This is a genomic window from Allonocardiopsis opalescens (assembly GCF_003002095.1).
In the GTDB taxonomy this organism is placed as follows: domain Bacteria; phylum Actinomycetota; class Actinomycetes; order Streptosporangiales; family Streptosporangiaceae; genus Allonocardiopsis; species Allonocardiopsis opalescens.
In genome coordinates this window covers 383,649-406,064 of the sequence record NZ_PVZC01000005.1, presented here as the reverse complement: position 1 = coordinate 406,064, position 22,416 = coordinate 383,649, and the positions used below count along the sequence as shown (strand labels likewise).

The following is a 22,416-nucleotide window of genomic DNA, read 5'->3' as shown; positions in this document are numbered from 1 at the left end:
AATGGACTATCTGAAGAGCCATGTCAGAGCCAGTGCTCCCGCGCTGGTCGTGATCGGCAGGTATCTGGCCAACCGCCCTGATGGTGTGGAAGAGTCCGAACTCCATCGTGCCCTCCGTCCATTCGTTGCGGCGCGCAGCGCGGTGCCCGATGGGAGTGTTCTCGCGGCCTCGCTGGCGGTCGGCAGGGATCTGCGTCTCTTTGATATCGATGAGGGGACTCGGGATCGACGCCGTTGGACGATCCAAGAAAAGCTCAGGGCCGAGGTCGTTGCCGATGCGACACCTGAGGCCCGAACCATTCGACAGCGTGTGCTGAAGAACCTCGGGCGCCGAACGGTAGAGGAGGTAGAGTCCGGTAAGGCACCATCGGACCTCGGGTTCGCGCTGAGTTGGTTCACTCTTCAGGACCCACTCAGGCCCTTCGCGTCCAGGTGGGGAGAAGGACCCGAGTCGGCCTTCCGATCGGCGTGGCGGGATAACCGTCCTCCTGTCGACAACCCCGAGCAGTGGCGGTCGTTCATGCGATGGGCCCAGGCCCTGGGACTGGCGGCCCGCGTCGAGGTCAAATCGAGGTCGGCTCTGACGATCGATCCGACCCAAGCGGTTGCGGGTGTGCTGACCGACATGCCCCGCCGGGTGCCCGCTGACGAATGGTTCCGGCGGTTGTACTCGGCTCTGCCCGTTCTGGGCGACCCGCGGCTCAGGTCCGTACTTCCTCAATCCGCTGTCCCCGACGGGGAGATTCCGGTCGCTGTGGCGTGCGCCATGAGCAAACTGGAGCGTATGGGGAAAGTGAGACTGCTGGCTTCAGACGACTCAAGTAATACCGTTGCCCTGCGCCTTGGACAACGCGATCGCCGTATCGCTGAGGTGCAGATCGTGGAGGACGCGGAGTGACTGAATCGATGAAGGGATTTCGCTGCTGGAGCGCGAAGTCCGTACGGGAAGCCGTGTACTCCGACATCGGAGCACTGCCGAGCAGCGCCGACGCCGTCTTCCTCGCCGCGCACTCTCCGATGGTGCTGAGCCATGCCAAGGGGGAGGAGAAGACGGAGTCCGGCCAGGGCGAGCGCCAGGTACTAGACGCCCTGATCGCCGGTATAGGAGACGCGGACCGGAACACCCTCATCGCCGTAACCGGCGGATCCGGTACGGGCAAGAGCCATGTCGTGCGCTGGGTGCACGCCCACGTGGATCCGGCGGACGAGCGCTATCACGTCCTCTATGTCCCGCGTGCGGTCCAGACTATTCGGGAATTGCTGCGCAGGGTCGTGGCGGGGCTTCCCGGTCAGGGCGGCGAGGCTTTCATGAAGCGGATCGACGCGGCGGTGGGCAGTACGAACCCCGCCGAGCTCAAGGACCGGCTGCTCGAGGAGATGCGTTTCGCGCTGACCTGGACGCTTGAACCGCAGCCGCCTCGCGAAGGAGAGAGCGAGCAGGAACGGGAACAGCGGGAAGAACGCAACAGCCTGCTCGGGGACCGCGACGACCAGGGCAAGCGCCGAAACGGACTGGCGGACCTTCTTTCGTTGGAGCCCGTGAATCGGACCCTGCTACGGACGGACGGACGACTGCACCGGTTCGTGGCATCGGTTTACGAGAGGACCTCCCGGCGCGATGACGACCAGGAGGGGTTCGAGCCGGCGGACCTTCCGATCCGTGAGACGGGCCTGCGCAGGGCTCTCGCCGGAAACCAGGACCTCATGGGCATGTGGGAGGTCATCTGCTTCGATCCGACGCCGGCACTCGAGATGCTCGACGAAGCACTGCGCAAGGCGGCGCTGAAGGCGCTCGGTATGCGGACCTCCGAGAACGAGGTGACGTTGGACGAACTGTTCCGCAGTTCCCGGAAACTGCTGCGCGACCAGGGTAAGGAACTGGTTCTGCTCTTCGAGGACCTAGCGCAGTTCGGACTCATCGACGGTGAACTGTACGACCAGTTCGCCACTCAACCGGGTGCTGACCTCGCTCCGCTGCGGGTGGTATTCGCCGTGACCGACGCTCCGTTCCAGCGACTTCCCGATACGGTCCAGACGCGCATAACGCACAGGTTCACAATCGAACCGAGTGCTCTCACTGACCGTGCGACCTTTGTAGCCCGCTACCTGAACCTCGTCCGGGTCGGTCGACAGGACGTCGAATCCGCTTGGGCCCGCTCTCGGGACGACGGCGCGACGGACTGGGTGCGCAACGCATGCGATACGCGCGAGGGCGGACTGCCCTGCCGGTTCAGGGACGAGTGCCACGCCGGTTTCGGCGCAGTCGACGTGTCCGGGCTCGGCCGGATAGGGCTCTACCCCTACAACGACGCGGCGCTGCACCGGTCGCTGGCGGCGAGAGGATCCGATCCCACGCCGAGGGACGTCCTGGACGTCTGCGTTTCTGAGACCTTGATCGAGGCTGATGCGCACATCAGCAGGGAGACATATCCGCACGAGCGGGTCCGCGACCGGTTCGAGTTCCGGCCGCAGCGGCCCAAAGACGTCGTGCTGGCAGGACGCAGTGGAGAGCAGGCGGAGCGCCTGTACCGTGCCCTGGTGGTCTGGGGCGGAGAGTCACACCTTCCACCCGCTGTCACCGATGCCTTCGCGCTGGACGCACCAGTCACAACGGAGCCCACGGCACACGTTTCGCAAGCAGAGGCCGTCCGGGAGCCCGAACCGCTCGATATGCCCGCCACACTGGCCCCGAGTCCGCTTCCCCAGCTCTTCCAATGGCAGGTCGGACATTTGCTGCCAACGGACGAGGCGGACCGCTACCGAGAACTTCTCTTCAAGCTCGTCCGATCACGGCTGGACCTCGAGTTCGCTCTGTTCCATACAGCGGGTACCGGTGAAGGATCGAGAATCCTGAGCGAACTCTTCAACCGGACGTCGTTCACGCTCGAGGGGGCACGAGGCCGTGCCGCCGGCTCAGGGAGAGTGCTCTTCGCCCTCGGCCGTGACGACGAAAGCGTCAGGGTGCTGGCGGCTGCGAGATGGTTCTACGACAACGGGCACTGGCGGCCCGAGGACGGGATCTGGCCCTGGCCTGAGGGCTATGATCCGGTCGAGTTGATGCTCGACCTCGAGTACCACCTCGACGACTGGGCCGAGCAGGTACGCGCCGCCTTCCTGGATCGGGTCCGGGGACGCGGCCTGGCCAAGGCGGCGATCGGAACGCGCGCCATCGCACTGATGGCGGCAGGGCTGTCACCCGCATCGGTGCAGCGGATCGGCGACGTCCTGGCGACTGAGGCGCCGCACGCCGACCCGGCCACCCCGCCGTGGACGGAGGTGGATCGGATAGCCCGCGACATCCTCGCGAATCCTTCGATCAACGCATTCGTCAGTGAATTCGCTTCAGTGCGGCAAGGGGACACCGGAGCCGCTGAACTCGTCGACGCGGTCATGCTGGAGGAAGGACTCGCCGAGTTTCTGCGCTCACCGGTCGCTCAACTGCGGAGGACGGCCAAGGAATTCGGTGACACGGCCCCGGTCCTGGGCAAGGCGGCCGGCGATCTGCTGACCGCTGTGGAGAAGGCGACCCCCGATCAATCACAGGAAATCGTCGCCGCGGTGAAGGTGCTCGCGGACGGCCTCCAGGGCCGAGCACCGGGAGAGGTCGCGCGAGCCGCCCGTGAGGTCGGGCAGCTCGCGATGGACAGCGGGTTCTTCAGGCCAGCCGAAGGGCGCGGCGACTTCGCAGATGCGCTGGCCGTCCTTCGGGACCTGCCTCCAGAGCTTCCCCTCGACAGTGTCGGCGAAGGCCACGGAGCGGTCGACGTTATCGCCACGCAGTACTGGGCTCGCGCCGCTGTGCGAGGAGCAAGGGCGCTTGAGGTGATCCGCCGGAGCCTGGCGGAGACGCGGTTGGAGAGCGAACGGACCGGCGTAGTCGGTATGGACCTTGATCAGGTGGCGCGGGATGTACGCCTCAAGCTGCGCCAAGTGAGGGAGCACCTTCAGGCGATGAGCCTCCCCAAGGAGGAGACCGATGGCTGACGGCGGCCTGCTGTGGATCGAAGAGACCCGCACGGCGGTCGAGAGGGCCGGCAACACAGCGCGAGCCGAGGCGGAGTTCAACGAACTCAAGGATGCGGCTGAGACCATCGATGACGTCCTGCCCAAATTGGCCGAACTCCGTACCGCCGCCGATGCGGGGCGTGGTGTCTGGTGGTTCGGACTGGACACGTACGAGAGCCTGCTCGCCGACCTGGCAACGATCGAGCACTCCCTGGATGACCGGAACCGGGATCTGGACACACGGGGACTGAGGACCGTCACCCGCCGACTCGTGCGGCTCGAAGCGCCATTGCGTGAGTCGGTCATGGCCATATGGCGGGAGTATGTCTCGTCGCGGGCCGGTGGTGCCGTCGATCTGCAAGAGTTGATGCAGGTGCTGTCCGGGGCCGACGGTATCGCCGACGTGGCCAAGGAACTACGTGCAGCACTCGGCCGACTGGGACGACTCGAGCGGAATCTTCCCGACGCAAATGCCCTCGAACTGCTCGATGAGGTGGACTCGCTCCTTGAGAGCTTGGAAAGGAGGCTGCCCGAGTCGGTGAAGGAGTTCGTGTCGGTAGCCGCGCGAGGAGGGGCATCGCTGGAAATGTTGGACAGCGAAGTGCGGCAGTGGCTGGTCGACAATGGAGCCGCGCACAATTTCAAGGTGGTCCCGGGCCGTCCTCAGGGGGGACGACGTGGATAGGAGCGCTCTCAATGCTCTGACCGAAACCGAGTTGCGCGAAGCGAAACTCCTCTCCTGGGGTGCGGTCGGTGCCGAGTGGACGGAGGATGAGCTCCTCTCGATCCTGTCGGCGCATGGCGGCGGGTCGGACATCCTGGACGAGCTCGTTGAGTCGGCCCTGATCGTGCGGACGCCGCGCGGTGGCTACCGATCCAGGAGCGCTGAGACGATCCGCCTGCTCGCCACCCTGCGGCAGGCGTTCTGGAAAGGGCGCGTCACCCACGGCAGACCGCTGGTTCTCGACTACCGATTCCTGCACCGGCCGCGGCGCCGACCGGAACGGAATGTGCCGGCCCAGAGCGTGTTGACCGAAATCGGCGCGGTCCTGGGGATGGGCGGCTCCACTGCCGCACAAGCGCTCCTGCCGGAACGGCTCTCGGGATTCCAACGGCGCAGTACGAATGCGGTCCTGGAGGCTCTGAAGAGCGGACGGCCCTCGGGCGTGATGGTCTCGGCCGGCACGGGCAGCGGAAAGACATTGGCCTTCTATCTGCCTCTGCTCTCGTGGTTGGCTGATCAGCGGGAAGAGCGACGAGCTTCGGGTCCACTGGCCTTGGCCCTGTATCCCCGGAATGAACTGCTCAAGGACCAGCTCCGAGCACTGCTGGGCTACGTCCGCCGTATCCGTGCTGGGCAGAAGCCTGACGGACGTCCGTTGAGTCTGGCCACCTGGTTCGGTCTCACCCCCTCGTCGGCATATGCCGTGCGCCAGGGGTGGGCGGAAGGCTGGCAGCGACGCGGTGGGGGAGATTTCGTCTGCCCGTACCTGCGCTGCCTGGAGTGTGATGCGGATCTGCTCTGGCGCCGCACCGATATCGTCCAGAATCGCGAACGACTCGTCTGCAGCACTCCTTCGTGCGGGTTCGACGTGGACGGGCGGGTTCTGAGACTGACGCGTGACAGCGCTCGCCGTGATCCTGCGGATCTCATGCTCAGCACCACCGAATCGCTCAACCGCCAACTCGGGGCTCCAGGAAACCTGCGCGCATTCGGTGTCCGTCCCTCGACCCTCGCCGCCGTCCTCTTGGACGAGGTGCATACCTACGAGGGCACGACCGGTGCGCAGAACGCGATTCTGCTCCGCCGCCTGACACACGCGCTCGGCCACGCACCTGTTTGGGCAGGACTGTCCGCGACACTGCGAAACGCCGGTGACTTCTTCGCCCAGTTGACTGGACTGCGGCCTGGCGACGTGACGGTCGTCCAACCCGATGCCGAGGAGATGGAGGAGTCCGGCGCCGAGTACCTGCTCGCGCTCCGGCATGATCCGCACTCAAGGACGGGGACGATCTCCACCAGTATCCAGACCTGCATGGCCCTGGCCCGTTGCCTGGACTCCATGGACGACGACCCCTTCGATCCACCCCCGTCCTCCGAAGGGGTCTTCGGCAGCAGGCTCTTCGTGTTCACCGACAAACTCGACAGCACCAACCGCCTGTTCTGGGACCTGTTGGACGCTGAGGGCTGGCGTTGGCCAGGCCGTCTCCACGACGGCAGGCGAGTATTGACCCTTGCGCACCTGCGAGCAGAGCAGCAGGAACGCCTCCCTCCGGAGCACCGGGAGCCCAAGGAGGAACGTGATTCCGACGGGCAGTGGTGGTGGCTGCCTGAGCGCTTGGGGCACGGAATCGAAGCCGACCGCTCGCTGCAACTCGGAAGGACCAGTTCGCAGGACCGAGGTGTGGCCGCCGACGCCCAGGTGGTCATCGCGACGGCGACACTCGAGGTCGGCTTCGACGACGAGCGCGTCGGCGCCGTCGTGCAGCACAAGGCGCCGCACGATCCCGCCCAGTTCCTGCAGCGCAAAGGACGCGCCGGTCGAAACCCGATGACCCGGCCGTGGACGGTGGTGGTGCTGAGCGACTGGGGCAGGGACCGTCAGGCGTGGGAGGCATACGACGCCCTCTTCGACCCTGAGTTGCCTCCGCGCAGCCTACCGTTGGAGAACCTCTACGTACTGCGGATCCAGGCCGTCTACGCACTCCTGGACTGGCTCGCGGTCGAGTTGCGCTACTCCGGCAGGGATTCGATCTGGGAGGACCTCGCCGGTCCAGCGGTTGCTCTGCACTCGAATAGCCCTGAGAGGCAGCGACCGACTCTGGAGCGGCAGAAACGGATCGTGGCTCTGCTCGCCCTGCTGCTCCGTCCCGGGCCCGAGCGGCAACGACTCCGGCTCCACCTGCGGTCCGCGCTCGGACTCGGCTTCGGAGACTGGGCGGATTCCGTGGTGGACAGCCTGCTGTGGGACGCGCCGCGACCGCTGTTGCCGGTCGTCGTGCCGACCATCCGCCGCCGCCTGCGCGACCAGTGGGCAGGGGAACAGCCCCAGGCCAATGACGCCGGTCTGCGCACGCGTACGCCCCTACGCCAATTCGTCCCCGGGAACCTGTTCGATGATCTTTTGGTCCCCGATGTGGAAGTGGCCATACCGGGTCGGCGGCATGAGGTACAGGCAGTGAACCTTCCGGCCCTTCGTGTGCTCGGGGAATTCTGCCCTGGCAACGTGTCCAGGCACTTCGGAATATGGGCTACCAACAAACGGCACTGGATTCCCCTCCGTGCTGCAGGACGTGGAGCCGAGGAGCAGCGGATCGACATCCGGGAGACGTACCGCAGCCTCCCGGTGGACGTCGTAGAGACCGCGGAGGGGCGTGTGACGGTCTATACGCCGACGGCAGCCGCACTGGAGGCCGTTCCTGACCAAGTGAGGGACGCCTCTGCCGTCCGACCTGACTGGGAACTCCAGATCGCTCCCCTCGGCGCGGGTTACGAGGTTCGTGTCTCCAGGGGAGCGGACCGCCTCATCACCCGGCTCACCGGGCATCTGCACGCGCAAGGGGGGGGTGTGCGAATGCTGCGGTACGCGAGGACGGCGTCCGGGACGATCTGGGATCCGCGAGCGCGTCCGGTGCGGCTCGACTTCGGCGTAGAGTCCGACGACAGTTGGGCTCCTGCGGCGCTCGGTGTCGACGTCCAATGCGACGCACTCACAGGGACCATCCGGTTCCCCCGCCGCATTCCGCCGCCCGACGCGGAGGAGCGCACTCAGCGGCTTCGGCACTACCTCCAGAACGAAGCACGGCTTCCCAGCGAGATGTCGGCTTTCGACCGAGAGTCACTGGTTGACATCGTCCTGCTCGCGGTGACCGCCGCTCGGGTGAACGGTGAGGCGATCAGTGAGGACGGTCTGTCGGCGGCCATGAGGAGGTCCGCGACCATCCTCGGACCGGACACCGACGACGAAGAACTCGGTGGCCGCTTCGGTGCGGCCTGGACGAACTGGTGCGCTGATCCGCAGGTGCTGGCAGCGGTCCGTGGGGCACTGGCGGAAGTCGAGGGCACGGAGCGGTCGGTCGGGTGGACGTCCTGGTGGCGCAGGCGCTACACCCTGTCAACCGCACAGGTCGCGTTGGCCGCTCTGTCCGCGCTCTGTCCCGGCGTCAACACGGACGAACTCATGGTCGACCTCGACCCGGTTGACGACAGCCGCTTCTGGGTCTCGGAGCCGGCTCCTGGAGGCACTGGCCAGATCGAGGCGTTCGTGCGCGCACTCACGCAGGAACCGGCCGCGTTCACCCGGGCGCTGGAAGACGCGCTCATCCCGTCCACGATCGAGACCATGGACCAGGAGTTGACGGCTCTCATCCGCGAGGACGCATCCGAGATCCGGTCCGCGCTGGCAGAGCTACGGGAGTCGTGGCCGAAGGGACATGCCGCCGTGGCGAACGAGGTACAGCGACTGGACGATGCCGCTCGAGTGCGCGACCTCGTCCTAGGGGGTCCGGCCCGTTCCGCGCTGAGCACGCGCATCGCCGGGCCGGGAGCCCACCCCGACCTACCCGCCGCGATCAGGTACTGGCTCGACCTGCGCGATATTGCCATGGAGCGCAGCCGGTTCGCGGTGGAGGGGCGGACGCTGGGAGCGCTGCTCGCCGACGAAACGGCTGTGGACGAAGTACTCCACCTCGGAGCCGGCACAACCCGGCAGCAGCGGGCGCGCGCCGTCACCAACGTCCTGTGGCCATGGGGCATGGCGGCGCAGCCGAGCCTCTCGTACAACCCATATGCTCCCCGGCTGCACGGATCGATGTCAGCCCCGCGTGCTCTGGTCGATCTCCGGCCACCCAAGATCAGCGCCGTGCCTTGGGATGGCGAACGCAGGGAAGCGATCCATGATGCGCTGCGTGAATACGGCGAGATCGTCCTGCAAGTTCCGAATGTTCAGCGAGCCGACCTCAGGACGGTTCTGCTGGATCTGCAGACGCGTCCGGTCGAGGTCGGGACGCTGCTCTGCCACCCTGTGGTGGTCGGAGCGCGTACGACGGAGCGGCACGCCGAAGCGCGCCTGCTGCTCAGGGAGGCGCTGTGAACCGTGTCATCCGCAAGTCCAGCGCGCAGAGTTCCAGCGAGGTGCTGGATCTGCTCGGCGCGCTGTTCGCCGCCGAGCTCATTCACCCGAGCAAGACCCTGTGGCTCATCTCCCCGTGGATCACGGACGTCGATGTGGTCGATAATTCCGTCGGTGCGTTCTCAGCACTCACCCGCTTCGGCCGACGCCCTATCCGTCTGACCGAAGTCCTCGCCGCGCTGGCCGCGGAAGGCGCTCAAATTGTGGTCGCCACCACGACCGACAACCGCAATGACACGTTCACGCGGCGACTCAGGCAGCTCGCCCGTGATCTAAACGTGGAAGACAAAATTCGAATAGAGGCCGACGCCACCGGGCGGCTGCACACCAAGTCGATCACCGGAGACGACTATGCGCTGGCCGGCAGTATGAACATCACTCGTCATGGCATTCATCTGCGTGAAGAACAGGTGGAGTTGAAGACGGATTCCGAATACGTCGCTCAAGCGCGCACTGATGTCTACGGTCGGTTCGGAGGTGAGCTATGAACCGCGCTGATGCACTCCGCCAGGCGCTCGGCGACACTGTGCGCTTCGGACCGATGCGAGAGCGTATCGAGGTCCTGTTCGAAACCGAGGCGCGAGCCTGGACACAAAGACCGGACGGCTGGATGGTCATCCCGCTGGAACGCAAACCGGCCGGCTTTTACCTCGTCTCAACGGACCGTGAGGGGCAGCGGCGCGGGCAGGAGGTGCTCGACGCCTTCCTCGGTCCGGCGACGGCTGTTCTGGAACCTCAGACCATGAGTTCGGACGACGGCGGCGCTGACGGGATTCTCCATTCCATCGGAATCAGGCATCTGTCGTATCTGCGTCGTACGACGGAGTCCATGGACGACATGCTTGAGCGGATCGAGGACGCTGTCGCGACCGTGGACGGGAAGGATGCACGGCCGCGGCCCGTCCGACCTTCACATGTCGATCTGCTTCGCGACTTCAGGCTCGCACTGCTGGGACACAATGGTCGTGCCGCCGAACGCGCGTTGGAGAACCTCCGGCTGACCGGTCGGCTCAGTGCCGAGAATCTCCGGTTCCTGGACGTCGAACTGCTCGGTCGCCTCGAGCGCTGGAAGGAGTTGCAGGCCCTTCCCTATCTGCAGGAGATGCTTCGCGCCCGGCGGCCCCGAGCCGTGAACGAGATCCTGCTGCAGATGCTGTGGTGGACGGAGCTCGCCGAGCGGTGCATCGGCGGTCAGTCTGCTGATGAGGTCTACGCGCAGGTCGAGCTCGGTGCCCGCTTCGGGACACTGCTCAATGCCGTTGATATACCTATTACCGAGGCCGGTCGTTCGGTCGCGATAGTGACGGCCACCGCCCAAGGAGACAGGGGCCGTGTGGAACGGCTGCTGGGCGCCGTCGCCGTCGATGGCGAGCGTGAGCGGCTGGAACGACTGGCCGCCGGCGCCGACACCGTCGCGCACGTGTCCGCGGTCCACAGCATCCAGGACCTGTTCGACCAGGCGCAGTACGGTGCGGTGACGCGCGCGTTCCTCGAAGCGCCGGATCCAGCAGCCGCAGACCTGGCCGTACAGGCCGTTCTGGAAGCGGGAGAAGCCAATGAGAGTGCGCCTGCGGTCCTTTCGGCGGTACGAGGATTCGAAGCGGAAGGGCGGCTGCGACCGAACCGTCGCTTGCAGAGAGATCTGTCGGAATTGGACCGACTGGTCGACGGCACCTGCGGGGGCTGGGTGGAGTGGAGCGCCCGGCTGGCCAGGGAACGGTGGCCGGACGCCGATCATGTCCTGCGGTCCCAGCACACGCAGTGGGCGGGACTGGAGACGCTTTCGGAACCTGACCTCCAGCACCTCGCCAACCAGGTGCTGGCCGCCTGGGGCGGCGACAACAAGGAGCAGGTCAAGCGTGCGCTGGACGTTCTATGCCGGTCGGTGGCCGAAGCGGTCGACACGATGCGAAGCGATGCGTTCTTCGACACCGTCCTCATACTGCTGGCCGACCAGCCCAATCTGAGCGAACCGGTGCGCGATGCGTACCTGTTGCTGGTCAAGAGATTCCTGGCGTGCGGACCCGCCGAATCCGACTACCAAGAGAGGTTGTCAGAGACGAGTCGACTGTGGACCCTGATCGCCTCGCCTGCGGCGGTCGACTGGGGTCTCAGCCTGGTCGATGTCCTGCTATACGCGCCTTGCCCGGAACCGGCGGCACGGCTGGCCGTCATCTCCGAGGTGCTCGGCACATGCCAGAGTTTCGAACAACGACTCAGCGCGCGTCAGCAGTTGGAGTTGGAGGTCCTAGGCGACGAAGCCGGAGTACCGGTGCGGCGTGCCCCTACGGACACGTCCGATGCCGGCTCTGTATGGAAACGGCTCGATGGTGCGGTGGTCGGCCTCTACTCGCTGCAGCCCCGAGCCCAGGCCCTGCTGGCCAACCGATTGTCCCGTCTATGCCACCCGAAAAAGATCGACGTCAACTCCGACAAGGTGGCCACAGCGAGCTTGCGTGCACTCGCCGAACGGGCCGACTATTTGATCGTCGACATCTGGCACGCCAAACACGCCGCAACGGATGCGATCGACGAGGTCAGGCCCAAGAGCGAGCAGATCATGCCGCGGGGACAAGGAATCACGGGCCTCGTCCAGGCACTCGAAGAGCACCTTTCCGCTACTGACGGCGCAGCGCACGCGGTCAGGCGCTAGAGGCCGAGGTCACCGCGCCGTCAAGCGGGCCTCAGCTCGGCAGTCCCCGGCCGCCGTCGACGGTGATGGTCTGGCCGGTGATGAAGGCGGCGGCGGGGGAGGCGAGGAAGGCGACGACGGCGGCGATCTCGACGGGGGTGCCGAGGCGCTTGAGAGGGGTCTTGTCGATGGTGGCGGCGATGAATTCGGGGCCGGCGGAGCGGGTCATCTCGGTGTCGATGTCGCCGGGGGCGATGGCGTTGACCAGGATGTCGGGGGCGAGTTCGGTGGCGAACACGCGGGTGAGGGTGCGGACGGCCGATTTGGCGGAGACGTAGCCGGCGACGAAGCCGGTGCCGATGTCGGCGTAGACGGAGCCGATGTTGACGATGCGGCCCTGGTCGGAGGTGCGGGCGATCAGCGGGGCGAGGGCCTGGACGCAGTTGAAGACGCCGGTGAGGTTGATCTGCAGGACGCGGTCCCAGGTGGCGGGGTCGAGGGTGCGCCAGTCGCCGACCAGGGTCTGGCCGGCGTTGTTGACCAAGAGGTCGAGGCGGCCGAACTCGTCGGAGACCCGCCGGGCCATGGCCGAGACGTCCTCGCGCCTGGAGACGTCGGCCTGGACCGCCAGGCCGCGCACGCCTTCCGGCAGGCCGGCGACGACCTCTTCGGCCGCCGCCTCCGATTCCAGGTAGTTAACGATGACGGAGTATCCGTCGCCGGCGAGCCTTTCGGCGATCGCCCGGCCGATTCCCCGGGACCCTCCGGTGACGAGGGCGACTCTCTCTGCTGGCACGGTCCGGTCCTCCCGGCGATATCGGGGATAAAGGAGGCGCGGACCGGGTCACGCGAAATCGCGATCACAAATCTCGATCACGGAACGCCGCCGATTCGGCCGAAATAGTGTTCGGCCTGGTCGCCGCAGGTTCTATTGCGTTCTCCCTCCGCTGTGCCGAGCTTATACCGATCAAACACGAACGTCTGGGAATCTGGGAAATGGCGGTGCCGGGGTCGGATCAGCGAATGGCCCCGGGCGGCAGTACCGCGTGCACCCCCACGACGCCGTTCACGATCTGGGTGATCCGCAGGTCGACGGCGACGCTGGCCAGCATGACGGCATCCGCACGCGAGACCTCGTGCAGGCGACCGATCAGGGCGAACATCGCGTCCAGCGCCCGGGCGGTGGCGGTGTCGAGGTCCTCGGCCAGCCCGAAGGCCAGCCAGCCCGAGGGGGTGTGCGCGACCGGGGTGTCGAGCGCCCAGTCGTCGCGCAGGTCGAGCCGCAGGTCCACCCGCCGCATCGGGCACTCGATCGCGGTGCCGCCGATCTCGCCGTCGCCCTGGGCGGCGTGGCCGTCGCCTACGGAGAACAGCGCGCCCTCGACGGGGACGGGGAGGTACAGCGTGCTCCCGGCGACGAGGTCCTTGCAGTCGAGGTTCCCGCCGTGCCGCCGGGGCGGGAAGGTGGGGTGCAGCCCGGGCTCGGGCGGGGGCATGCCCATGATGCCGAGGAACGGGCGCAGCCCCACGGTGTGGCCGTGCTGGTTGCGGCCGGTCATCGCGACGGGGTCGAGCGTCCAGTCGTGCACGGTGCCCGCCGGCGGCAGGCCGTACCGGGCGTTCAGCTCGGGCTGCGCCAGCGCGCAGGTGCCCCAGACGTCGGGCACGACCGCGTCGACGCGCACCTCCAGCACCATGCCGGGCTGCGCGCCGCGCACCTCGATCGGGCCGGTGAGCGCGTGCCCGTAGCCCTCGCGGTACTGCGGGACGCGGGGCCGCTCGGCGACGTCGTCGCCGAGGTAGGGGCCGGTGGACCACCAGGCGTCCAGGGTGCGCACCCGCACGGAGTCGCCGGGGTCGACGCTGAGCACGGGCGGGAAGTCGGGGGAGAAGTGGCCGCGCAGGGTCCGGTCATCGGGCTCCAGCGCATACGACGTGCCCATCGCCACCTCCGTGGCTCTCACAGTACGCCGCCCGGATCGTCCGTGCCGGGGCAATGCCCCTTTTCGATCGGCCGCTCCGCTCCACCAGAGGGACCGGGTTCCCGTGCGCATGGGATCAATGACCGGAAACGATCTCATTCCGTCTCACAATGCTTTATACACCGCCTGAATCACGGCCGTCCCATGCCTTTCGCCCCAAGATCGCCGATTCCCGCCCGCTGCCGTCCGTGCCGGAATCGCGGTCCGCATGATCAGCGGGAAATCGATCATCCGATCCCTCTTCCCGGCTTCTTCTCACCGGCTGCGCGCTGAAGTACCCTCTTTCGAGATGCCCATTCGGCGCCATCGCCCCCATGGCTCGCATTCGCCCGGACGTCAGCCATTCGCGTCGCGGCCGCCGACCTGTTCCCAGAGGAGCGGCGCATTATGATGCCCGACGAGTCCGTGCCGGTGGAAAACCCCGTCTCGTATCTGATGAAGAACGATTCCCACGCCATCAGCGGCGCCCTGATGGGCCGCCCGCACCCGCCGGTGCTGGGCGTCATCATCGGGGTCACCCCGGGCGAGACGGACGCCGACCTGGAGTACGCCAAGGCCGTGCGCGCGCAGGAGTTAGGCGTCCAGACCCTCACCGACGTCACCACCAATGACGACACCCGGCTGCGCGAGCGCGTCCTGGACTCCCTCGACATCGTCTTCGGCACGGTCCCCACCTACGAGATCCACCGCCGCATCACCCGCCGGGGCGAGGACGCCCGCTCGGCCGTGCTCACCGTGCTCGACGGCCAGGCCCGCCAGGGCGTCGACTTCGTGACCATCCACGCCTCCGGCACCCTCGCGATGGCGGAGCGGATCAAGGACAGCACGCGCGCCATCCCGGTGACCAGCCGCGGCGGCGCGATGATGGCCGAGGTGTCGCTGCGGTCCGGGCGGGAGAACCCGTACCTGGAGAACTTCGACGACATCCTCGGCATCTGCCGCGACAGCGGCATGGCGCTCAGCCTGGCCGGCACCTACCGCCCGGGCAGCATCGCCGACGCCCTGGACGCCACCCACCTCGAAGAGGTCGACCACCAGGCCGAACTGGTGCGCCGGGCGCACGAGCGGGGCGTCAAGGTCTCGGTCGAGCTGGTCAACCACGTACCGCTCGACCTCATCCCGGTCTACTGCGAACTGGGCCGCACCAAGCTGCACGGAGCGCCCTTCGGCGCTCTCGGCCCCACGCCCACCGACATCGGCATCGGCTACGACGACGTCGTCGGCGCGATCGGCGCGACCACCGCCGCCCGGCACGACACCTCGTGGATCACCTGCGTCACCGCGGGCGAGCACTGCCATATGCCGACGATCGACGACATGACCCAGGCGGTGAAGTACTTCCAGATCGCGCTGCACGCCGCCGGGGTGAGCCGGCACGGCGACCTCGGCCGCGACGCCAAGCTGTCGGAGGCGCGCAACCGCAACGACTGGGCGGGCATGGCGCACCTGGCCATCCACCGCGGCGACGCCGTCGCGCTGTTCGACCGGCTCGGCTACCACGAGGGCCAGGCCTGCACGATGTGCTCGGGCGCGTGCCCGCTGGTGCGGGCCCGGACGGCCCTCACGTGAGGGCCCCGGTCCTGCCGGCCGGCTGGATCGTCGCCGACGCCGACTACGCGCGGACGCCCATCGCCGAGATCGGCGGCAAGGCGCGCGGGCTGGGCGCGATCCTCGGCCGCTCGGCGCCCTGCCCGCCGTCGTTCTGCGTGTCCACCTCGGTGCTGCGGCACTGCTTCGCCGCCGCGGCCCCGGCCGGCAGCCGGCCCGAGGAGATGCCGCGCATCGTGCGCGGGCTGTCGCTCCCGCCCGAGCTGGTGAAGGAGATCGGCGACCGCTTGCCGGAACTGTCCGGCGGCGCGGGCGGCGCGGTGGCCGTCCGCTCGTCCTTCGTCAGCGAGGACCTGCCCGGCACGGTCTCGCCGGGCGTCTACCACAGCGAGATCGGGCTCGGCACGGCCGAGGAGGTCTGCGCGGCCGTCGTGCGGGTCTGGGCCTCCGCCTTCACCCCCGAGGCCCGCGACTACCGCGCGGCCAACGGCCTGCCCGTGTACGAGCTGGGCATGGCGGTGGTGGTGCAGCACGCGCCCGAGCCCGTCCTCGGCGGCGTCGCCTACACCCTGCTGCCCGGCACCGCCGACGCCGGCTCGATGCTGATCGAGTATGCCGAGGGCGCTCCGGTGAACGTGGTGGAGAACCGGCGGGAGGCGGCCACCCTGGTGGTCGGAAAGCGCGCCCGGACGGTGGCGGACCGGCCGGACCGGAACCTCCAGACCCGGCACGCCGACGAACTGATCGCCTGGTCCCTGGAGCTCGAACGCACCCAGCGGGCGCCGCTGGACATCGAGTGGCTGGTCGACTCCGCCGACCGGCTCTGGCTGCTGCAAGCGCGCCGGCTGCCCTACCCCGACCCGTCCGGGCCGCCCGGCCGGTACACCGCCGACGCCCGGGGCACCGCCCTGCGCAGTCCGAAACTGGTGCCCTTCCGGCTCGCGGGGGAGGCGGCCGTCACCACGGTGCCGGCCTCGATCATCCTGCCCGCCGCCTTCGAGGCGTTCAAGCGGAGCGGCGGACGGCCGCCGCCCGAGGTCGTCGCGGCCTGCCGGTCGGTCTTCGACGCCTTCCTGGCCCGGGGGCCGGTCTCGATGCGGTCCGTCTACTGGTCGGCGCTGGACAGCGGCGACCTGATGCCGCAGTCGGGCTTCCTGACCAGCGCCGACGACTGCATGGCGCACGTCGTCCGCTACTGGCGCTTCATCGCTGACAACGGCCGCGACGACTACACCGCCGAGGTCGCCCTGCTGGTCTGCAACTGGACGGACCTGCGCGCCTCGCTGATCGCCACCCTGCCCGCACCGGACCAGGGCGAGGTGGCCACCGTGGCGGCCCTCTACGGGCAGCTCGACGGCCTGGAGTCCTGCGGCCACGACGTGTACGAGATCGACCTGGACACGGCGGGCACCCGCCGGGAGATCGTGCCGGACAAGCCCTACGCCGTGCGGGTGCCCGGCACCCCGGCCGAGCCGGTGCCGGCCGAGCTGCGGCGCCTCCCGGTGCTCGACGCCGACGAACGCGCTGCCGTGGCGGCCAATCTCCTTGCGATCCGTAAGGTGTTCGGACCCGCCAGGGTCGAAATGCTGGTGCTGCACGGCGACGCGCCCGTCAGGGAGCGGGTGGTCACCTGGCAGGTGTCGCCGCTGACGCCGGAGGAGGCGCGGCTGCGGTACTTCCGCGCCGCCGTCGGCGGCGCGGGCGCAGCTGCGGCCGCCACCGGCACGCTCACCCCGATCCGCGGACCGCAGGACGCCGGCGCCCTGCGCGGCGGCAGGCCCGGCAGGCTGGCCTACGTCGACTTCAGCCGCTCCGCCTTCCGCGATCCGGCGCTGGCCAATGCCATGGCGCTCGACCTCAAGCGCGCGGGCTGCCCGGTGCTGCTGCGCGGCAGCCTGCTGTCGCACTTCGCGGCGCTGCTGCGCGACTACCGGGTGACCGTCTACCCGATCATCGAGCCGCTGGACGACGTGCCGGCCGGTTCGGTGGTGAGCGTGGTGCCGGTGGGCTGAGGACCGGCGGGCGGCTAAGGCGTGCCGGCCCGCACCAGCCGGAAGCCGAGGGCCGGGTAGCGCAGCTCGGGGTCGTCCCAGCCGCGGAAGTCGGCGCGGGCGAAGGAGCGGGCCACCAGCCACGAGCCGCCGCGGACCACCCGGGCGTTCTGCGAGGCGTGGTCGACGCCGTCGAGCGCGGTGTCGGACAGGCGGTTCAGGCACCACTCCCAGACATTGCCGTGCAGGTCGTGCACGCCCTGGGGGGTGGCGCCCACCGCGTACAGGCCGACGGCGACAGTGCGGCCCAGGCCGCACTCCAGGGTGTTGGCCCGGTCGTCGTCCCAGCGCTCGCCCCAGCAGTAGCGCGAGCCGTCGCCCGGCCCGGCCGCGGCCAGCTGCCACTCCCAGTCGGCCGGCAGCCGGACCTGCCGGCCGGTGCGCGCGCTCAGCCAGCGGCAGAAGGCGACGGCGTCGTACCAGGAGACGTTCTCGGCCGGGTGGTTGGGCACCAGCCGGAACTGGCGGCCGGGCTGCTGCGGCCGGGCGGCCAGGCCGTCGAACCAGGACGGCTCGGCGAAGCCGCCGGGGTCGTCGAGGAAAGCGCGGTACTGCCGGTAGGTGACCGGGTAGGCCGAGATCTCGAAGCCGGGCACCTGGATCTCCCCGGCGTCGCGCAGCCGCACCCGGCCGCCGGGCACCCGCCGCCACAGGATGTCGGGGCGGCCCTCGGCGTCCAGGCCGACGCCCGCCCGGGGGTCGCCGATCTCCGCGAGCCGGTCGCCGACGCTCGCGCGGCGCTGGTGGGCGCAGGGCTGCTCGACCTCGGCGAGGATGCGGGTGGCCTCGGGGACGATGAAGTCCTCGATGACCGGGTCGAGTTCGGGGTCGAGATTGCGCAGCATGGCCTCGACCATGACCAGGCGCTCATGCGGCCACAGGAAGGAGTCGAGCCGGTTGGAGCGCTGCCAGTCGTCGGCGGCCCGGCGCAGCTGCCGCAGCAGGGTCATGTCGTCCTGGGTCTGCTGGATCCACTCGGTGAGGCGCGGCCAGGAGCCGAACAGGGCCTCGTGGGCGACCTCGGCCGTCGCCTCGCGGTGGCCGTCGTCGCTGACGACGACCAGCCGGGCCTGGACGAGCAGGTTGACGAGCCGTTCGGTGGCCGGCTCCTGGCATAAGACGCTGAGCCGGGCGCGGCGGCGGACCGGGGCGCCGGACTCCCCGACGTCGGTCAGCTTGCGGAACAGGGTGGGCAGCTGCTCGCGGTCGGCCGGGGCGAGGTGCTCGAAGATCTCCTCGGCGCGGGTGGCGATGGCGCCGCGGATGCCGCCGATGCGCTCGTACTCGCTGACCAGCAGCTCGCCGTCGGCGCCGGCGCGGGAGTAGAGCAGGTTCAGGGTGAAGGCCATCAGCGCCAGGCCGCCGGGCTCGGCGCCGGTGTCCTCCACGATGCGCTCGTAGAGCTGGTCCTGGAAGTGCAGCCCGGCCAGCTCGGCCGGGCGGGTGATCATCCGGTACAGGGCGCCGAGGCCGGCGGTGCTGAGCGGGAAGGAGCCGTCGCGTAGCAGCGCGGCCAGCTCGGGGTGCTCCAGGCAGTGGGCGTAGAAGTCGGCGCGCAGGGTGACGATCACGACGACGCGCTCGGAGCGGACCGCCTCGACCAGCAGCGCGACGAACTGGACGCGCTTGCGCTCGTCCGTGGTGGAGGCGAACAGCTCCTCGAACTGGTCCACGACCAGCAGCGCCTTGGCCCAGCGCGGGGAGTCGCGGAGGACGCCGCCGATGTACTCGCCGAAGCCGCCGGGGTCGCGTTCGAGCTTCTGCGCGATGTCCTGGGGGTCGGCGGCGGCGCCGGCGGCGCGGCTGCCGGCCAGGGCGGCGGCGAGCGAGAGGAAGGGATCGCCGTCGATCTCGCCGGGGGTCATCCGCAGCAGCCGCCAGCTCTCGGCGCCCGGGATCGCGCCGCGCTCGCGCAGCGCCGGGATGACCCCGGCGTTGACGAGCGAGGACTTGCCGACGCCGGAGGAGCCGATGACGGCCAGGAAGCGGTACTTGGGATCGCTGAGCCGCTCGACGAGCTCGTTGGTCTCGCGCTCGCGGCCGAAGAAGACCAGTGACTCCGACTCGCTGAACGGGCGCAGGCCGGGGAACGGGGAGGAGGTGAACCTGCGCGGCGTGCCGGGGCCTGCGTCCATCTTGCCCTCCTGGTCCATGAGGCCCTTGATGACGGACCTCAGATGGGCCTCGGCCGTCGACGCGAACTTCGTTACGTCCTCGTACGAGTTAATGGCGACGGGGCGGCCCGAGCCGATTGCGTTTCCGGCGTCGTGCAGGAATTCACCGACCAGCTTCAGTTGTTCTTGTTTGTCGGCGAGATCGGGATCTTTAAGCGAGACCTGAATATCGGAGTTCCTATGATACAGCAATACCCTGGGCCGTCCAGTGGCGGCTTCGGACCGAACCGCGTCGTGGAACTCCCATTCCGTACCCGATCGGAAATATCCACCGCCCGGTCTGGGGTATTCCGGCCCGAGCGGTGTGCCGAGCCTGCTCCATAAGATCACCACCACGATGTCGCACTGGCTCGGCTTGGGAAGGCCCCGGTTGACCGCCTCCTGCGGGGCGAGCGAGGCCAGCAGCGGCACTTCGGCGCGCGGGCGGTCCCACGAGACGTCCTGGAGGCTCACGTGGTCGCGCAGAAAGGGGTCGTACTGGAGATCGTCGATTATCTTCCGCAGGGCGGCGCGCTCTTCACTTACATCTGACGGTGAGGAGATGAACACCCGCACGTGTCTCATATCGCTCGTGGCTCCTCTGTCGGCGGAAGGGGCTCCCGCCGCTCGAATCATTCGAAGGATCTGATGGCGGCCTCGCACCAGGCGTCGGTGGGGACGGCGAAGGGGACGATCGGGACCGCGGTGCCGCGCCGCGCGTCGACATAGCGGGCCCGGTCGGCCGGCAGCCCGTCCGCGAAGGCGAGCCGGCCGGGGACCGGGCCCGCCCCGTCCAGGATGACCACGTGGCCGAAGGCGCCGATGCCGTCGGCCATGGTCAGGTCGAGGTTGACGAAGCTGTTGCACCAGACGATCGTGTGCAGCGACCAGGCGCCGCCCCGCCGCAGCAGCCGGGCGAACTTCGGCGCCTGCGGATTGACGCCCGGCGAGCGGTAGAGGCCCCGGGAGCGGATTCCGTGCGCGGCCTGGAGCCCGCACAGGAAGAGGAACTTGGCGTGCCGGGGGGAGTCCGGATCGCCCTGGCGCCGGGTGAGCTCGTAGTCGAAATCGGTGAAGGCGGTCATCGCCGTGTCGGTGGCGCGCTCCAGCTTTATCGCCAGGGGAAGCGACATCGCCGCGTCGGTGAACACGCGCGACTCCTCGGTGCCCAGCAGGTCGAGGATGCTGAACGGCGGAGTGGTGTACATGCCGCGGCGGTCGGGTGTGGTGACGATCTGCCTGGCCAGGTCGAGCAGCATCGCGGTGCAGATCCCGAGCGCGGCCGCACGCGAGCGACCGACGATCATGACATGGGCCGCTTCGGACTCCTCGAACGCGATCCGCACCGGTTCGCCCGACGAATCCGAAATTCCGACACAGGCGGCCAGCGGCGCGTGCGGAGAGTGCGCCAGAAAGAACTCGGCCGCATCGCCGTCGAGTCGCCCGATCTGCATGACCGGCTCCTTTTCGTCACCGCACCTGCACCGCTCGAATGGATTTCGTCGGTGTGGAAGCGGCTCGCATACGGGTTGGGGGCGCATTGTGCGTGACCGGCTCGCTCCGGCCGGCGGGCGGACGCGGTGCGCGGACCGGAAGCGGTGCTGAACAGAATACGTGTGCGATCGACTTCGCAAACCGCATCATGATGGGTTTCGGCATTGCGAGGCGAGAGCCGGGTCCGGCCGCGGCCGGACCCGCGCGGCGGCGGGCGGCCGAAGATCGATTGTTCTGGGCGATACACGCCGCGACCTGGCCGATCGGAATTCTCCGGCGGAAGTGATCATTAGGGAACTCCGGTACGCACCCACTTCGGGCAAACCGCTTTCCCGCCGATGGCCGGTCCCGGTCAGCCGCGGTGCCGTCCCCGACCGGTCGGGTATTCCCCAAGCCGCGCGCCGTACCGGCGATTTCCGTTCTGCCCGTCGATCCGGACCGGCGCGATTCATTCGGTTATGCGCGGCCACTCCAGCTGGTGACCTCGGCCCCGGCCCGGACGGAATGAGCGAATGGCAGGAACGGAAAGCCGGCGGCCCGCCGGCCTCACTTACCCGGACTACCCGGGCCTGTACCAGTCCGCCGACCAGGCGTCGCTCCAGGGCCAGCGGGTGTACCTGCGCGCGGTGCGGGCCCGGCTGCTGCTCACCGTGGCCGCCGCGGTCACGGCCGCGCTGACGCTCGCGGCGGGACCGGAGCGGGTCGACCTCGCCGCGGTCGCCACCGCCCTGCTGTTCGTGGGGGCGCTGGCCGTGGACACCCTCGTGCTGCAGCGGCAGCCCGACCGCTCCTGGTACACCGGCCGGGCGCTGGCGGAGTCGGTGAAGACCCTGTCGTGGCGCTACGCGGTCGGCGGCGCGCCCTTCGGGCTCCAGCTGCCGCCCGACGAGGCCGACAGCGCCTTCGTGGAGCGCCTCTCGGCGCTCCGCCGCGACCTCGCCTCCGTCCAGCTGCCGCCGACGCGCGCCGCCGTGATCAGCGACCGGCTGCGCGAGCTGCGCGCCAGCCCGCCGGACGTGCGCCGGCGCGCGTACCTGGCCGACCGGATCGGCGACCAGCAGGACTGGTACGCGGACAGGTCGGAGTTCCACCACCGGCAGGCGCGCCGCTACGGCGCGGTCGTGCTGGCGCTGGAGGTGGCCGGCGTGGCCTGCGCGCTGGCCAAGGCGGCCGGCTTCGTCGACGTCGACCTCGCCGGCATCGCCGCCGCCATGGTGGCCGCCTTCGCCGCCTGGTCGGCGACCCGCCAGCACTCCACCACCGCCAGCGCCTACGCCCTGGCCACCCACGAGCTGGGCCTGGTCAGGGAGCGGCTGCGGCGCGACTCGGCCGAGGCCGACTGGTCGGCCGGCGTGGCCGACGCCGAGGCCGCGATCAGCCGCGAGCACAGCACCTGGCGCTCCTCCCACGGCTGAGGCG

At 68.9% G+C, this 22,416-nt stretch carries 13 protein-coding genes; 9 read left to right on the top strand and 4 right to left on the bottom strand.

Annotation, left to right across the window (positions count from 1 at the left end):
- Nucleotide 1: 1 nt before the first annotated feature.
- Genes dpdG through dpdD form a run of 6 tightly spaced genes read left to right on the top strand, consistent with a single transcriptional unit; the run spans nucleotide 2 to nucleotide 11,790 of the window.
- Complete coding sequence (dpdG, locus tag CLV72_RS31810; protein ID WP_146159487.1) at nucleotides 2–898, top strand: protein DpdG; 897 nt, start codon at nucleotides 2–4, stop codon at nucleotides 896–898.
- Nucleotides 895–3,984, top strand: a complete 3,090-nt coding sequence (locus CLV72_RS18715; protein WP_146159486.1) for a hypothetical protein — start codon at nucleotides 895–897, stop codon at nucleotides 3,982–3,984. Before dpdG ends, CLV72_RS18715 begins: the two co-directional genes overlap by 4 nt.
- Nucleotides 3,977–4,690, top strand: coding sequence for a hypothetical protein (locus CLV72_RS18710; protein ID WP_106247905.1), 714 nt, complete (start codon nucleotides 3,977–3,979; stop codon nucleotides 4,688–4,690). Before CLV72_RS18715 ends, CLV72_RS18710 begins: the two co-directional genes overlap by 8 nt.
- A complete protein-coding gene (dpdJ, locus tag CLV72_RS18705; protein ID WP_170141029.1) occupies nucleotides 4,683–9,098 on the top strand; it encodes a protein DpdJ in 4,416 nt (1,471 codons plus the stop codon). The genes CLV72_RS18710 and dpdJ overlap by 8 nt, the downstream gene beginning before the upstream one ends.
- Nucleotides 9,095–9,625 (top strand): phospholipase D-like domain-containing protein DpdK, encoded by a 531-nt coding sequence (dpdK, locus tag CLV72_RS18700; protein WP_106247899.1) that lies wholly within the window; start codon nucleotides 9,095–9,097, stop codon nucleotides 9,623–9,625. The genes dpdJ and dpdK overlap by 4 nt, the downstream gene beginning before the upstream one ends.
- The gene (gene dpdD, locus CLV72_RS18695) at nucleotides 9,622–11,790 is read left to right on the top strand and encodes a protein DpdD (protein WP_106247897.1); all 2,169 of its coding nucleotides are present in this window, start codon (nucleotides 9,622–9,624) and stop codon (nucleotides 11,788–11,790) included. The genes dpdK and dpdD overlap by 4 nt, the downstream gene beginning before the upstream one ends.
- A gap of 31 nt (nucleotides 11,791–11,821) precedes the next feature.
- Here the strand turns inward: dpdD and CLV72_RS18690 are convergent, their stop codons facing one another.
- Nucleotides 11,822–12,565: an SDR family NAD(P)-dependent oxidoreductase gene (locus tag CLV72_RS18690; protein WP_106247894.1), complete on the bottom strand. Its 744-nt coding sequence runs from the start codon at nucleotides 12,563–12,565 to the stop codon at nucleotides 11,822–11,824.
- A 220-nt stretch (nucleotides 12,566–12,785) separates the two neighbouring features.
- Nucleotides 12,786–13,712 carry an acetamidase/formamidase family protein gene (locus CLV72_RS18685; protein WP_106247891.1) on the bottom strand — a complete coding sequence of 309 codons (927 nt, stop codon included), beginning with the start codon at nucleotides 13,710–13,712 and terminating at the stop codon, nucleotides 12,786–12,788.
- Between the two features lie 474 nt (nucleotides 13,713–14,186).
- Between CLV72_RS18685 and CLV72_RS18680 the strand changes: the two genes are divergently transcribed.
- Entirely contained in the window at nucleotides 14,187–15,320 is a 1,134-nt protein-coding gene (locus CLV72_RS18680; RefSeq protein WP_211302947.1) for a phosphomethylpyrimidine synthase ThiC, read from the top strand.
- Complete coding sequence (locus tag CLV72_RS18675) at nucleotides 15,317–17,311, top strand: PEP/pyruvate-binding domain-containing protein (RefSeq protein WP_146159485.1); 1,995 nt, start codon at nucleotides 15,317–15,319, stop codon at nucleotides 17,309–17,311. Before CLV72_RS18680 ends, CLV72_RS18675 begins: the two co-directional genes overlap by 4 nt.
- 14 nt (nucleotides 17,312–17,325) lie before the next feature.
- Here CLV72_RS18675 and CLV72_RS18670 read toward each other — a convergent pair whose 3' ends face one another.
- Both CLV72_RS18670 and CLV72_RS18665 read right to left on the bottom strand, forming a co-directional pair.
- On the bottom strand, nucleotides 17,326–20,088 hold the full coding sequence (locus tag CLV72_RS18670; protein WP_170141027.1) for an nSTAND1 domain-containing NTPase: 2,763 nt from the start codon (nucleotides 20,086–20,088) through the stop codon (nucleotides 17,326–17,328).
- A gap of 47 nt (nucleotides 20,089–20,135) precedes the next feature.
- On the bottom strand, nucleotides 20,136–20,957 hold the full coding sequence (locus tag CLV72_RS18665) for a hypothetical protein (RefSeq protein WP_106247882.1): 822 nt from the start codon (nucleotides 20,955–20,957) through the stop codon (nucleotides 20,136–20,138).
- A gap of 552 nt (nucleotides 20,958–21,509) precedes the next feature.
- Here CLV72_RS18665 and CLV72_RS18660 point away from each other — a divergent pair.
- Nucleotides 21,510–22,412, top strand: coding sequence for a DUF4231 domain-containing protein (locus CLV72_RS18660; RefSeq protein ID WP_106247879.1), 903 nt, complete (start codon nucleotides 21,510–21,512; stop codon nucleotides 22,410–22,412).
- Nucleotides 22,413–22,416: the final 4 nt, after the last annotated feature.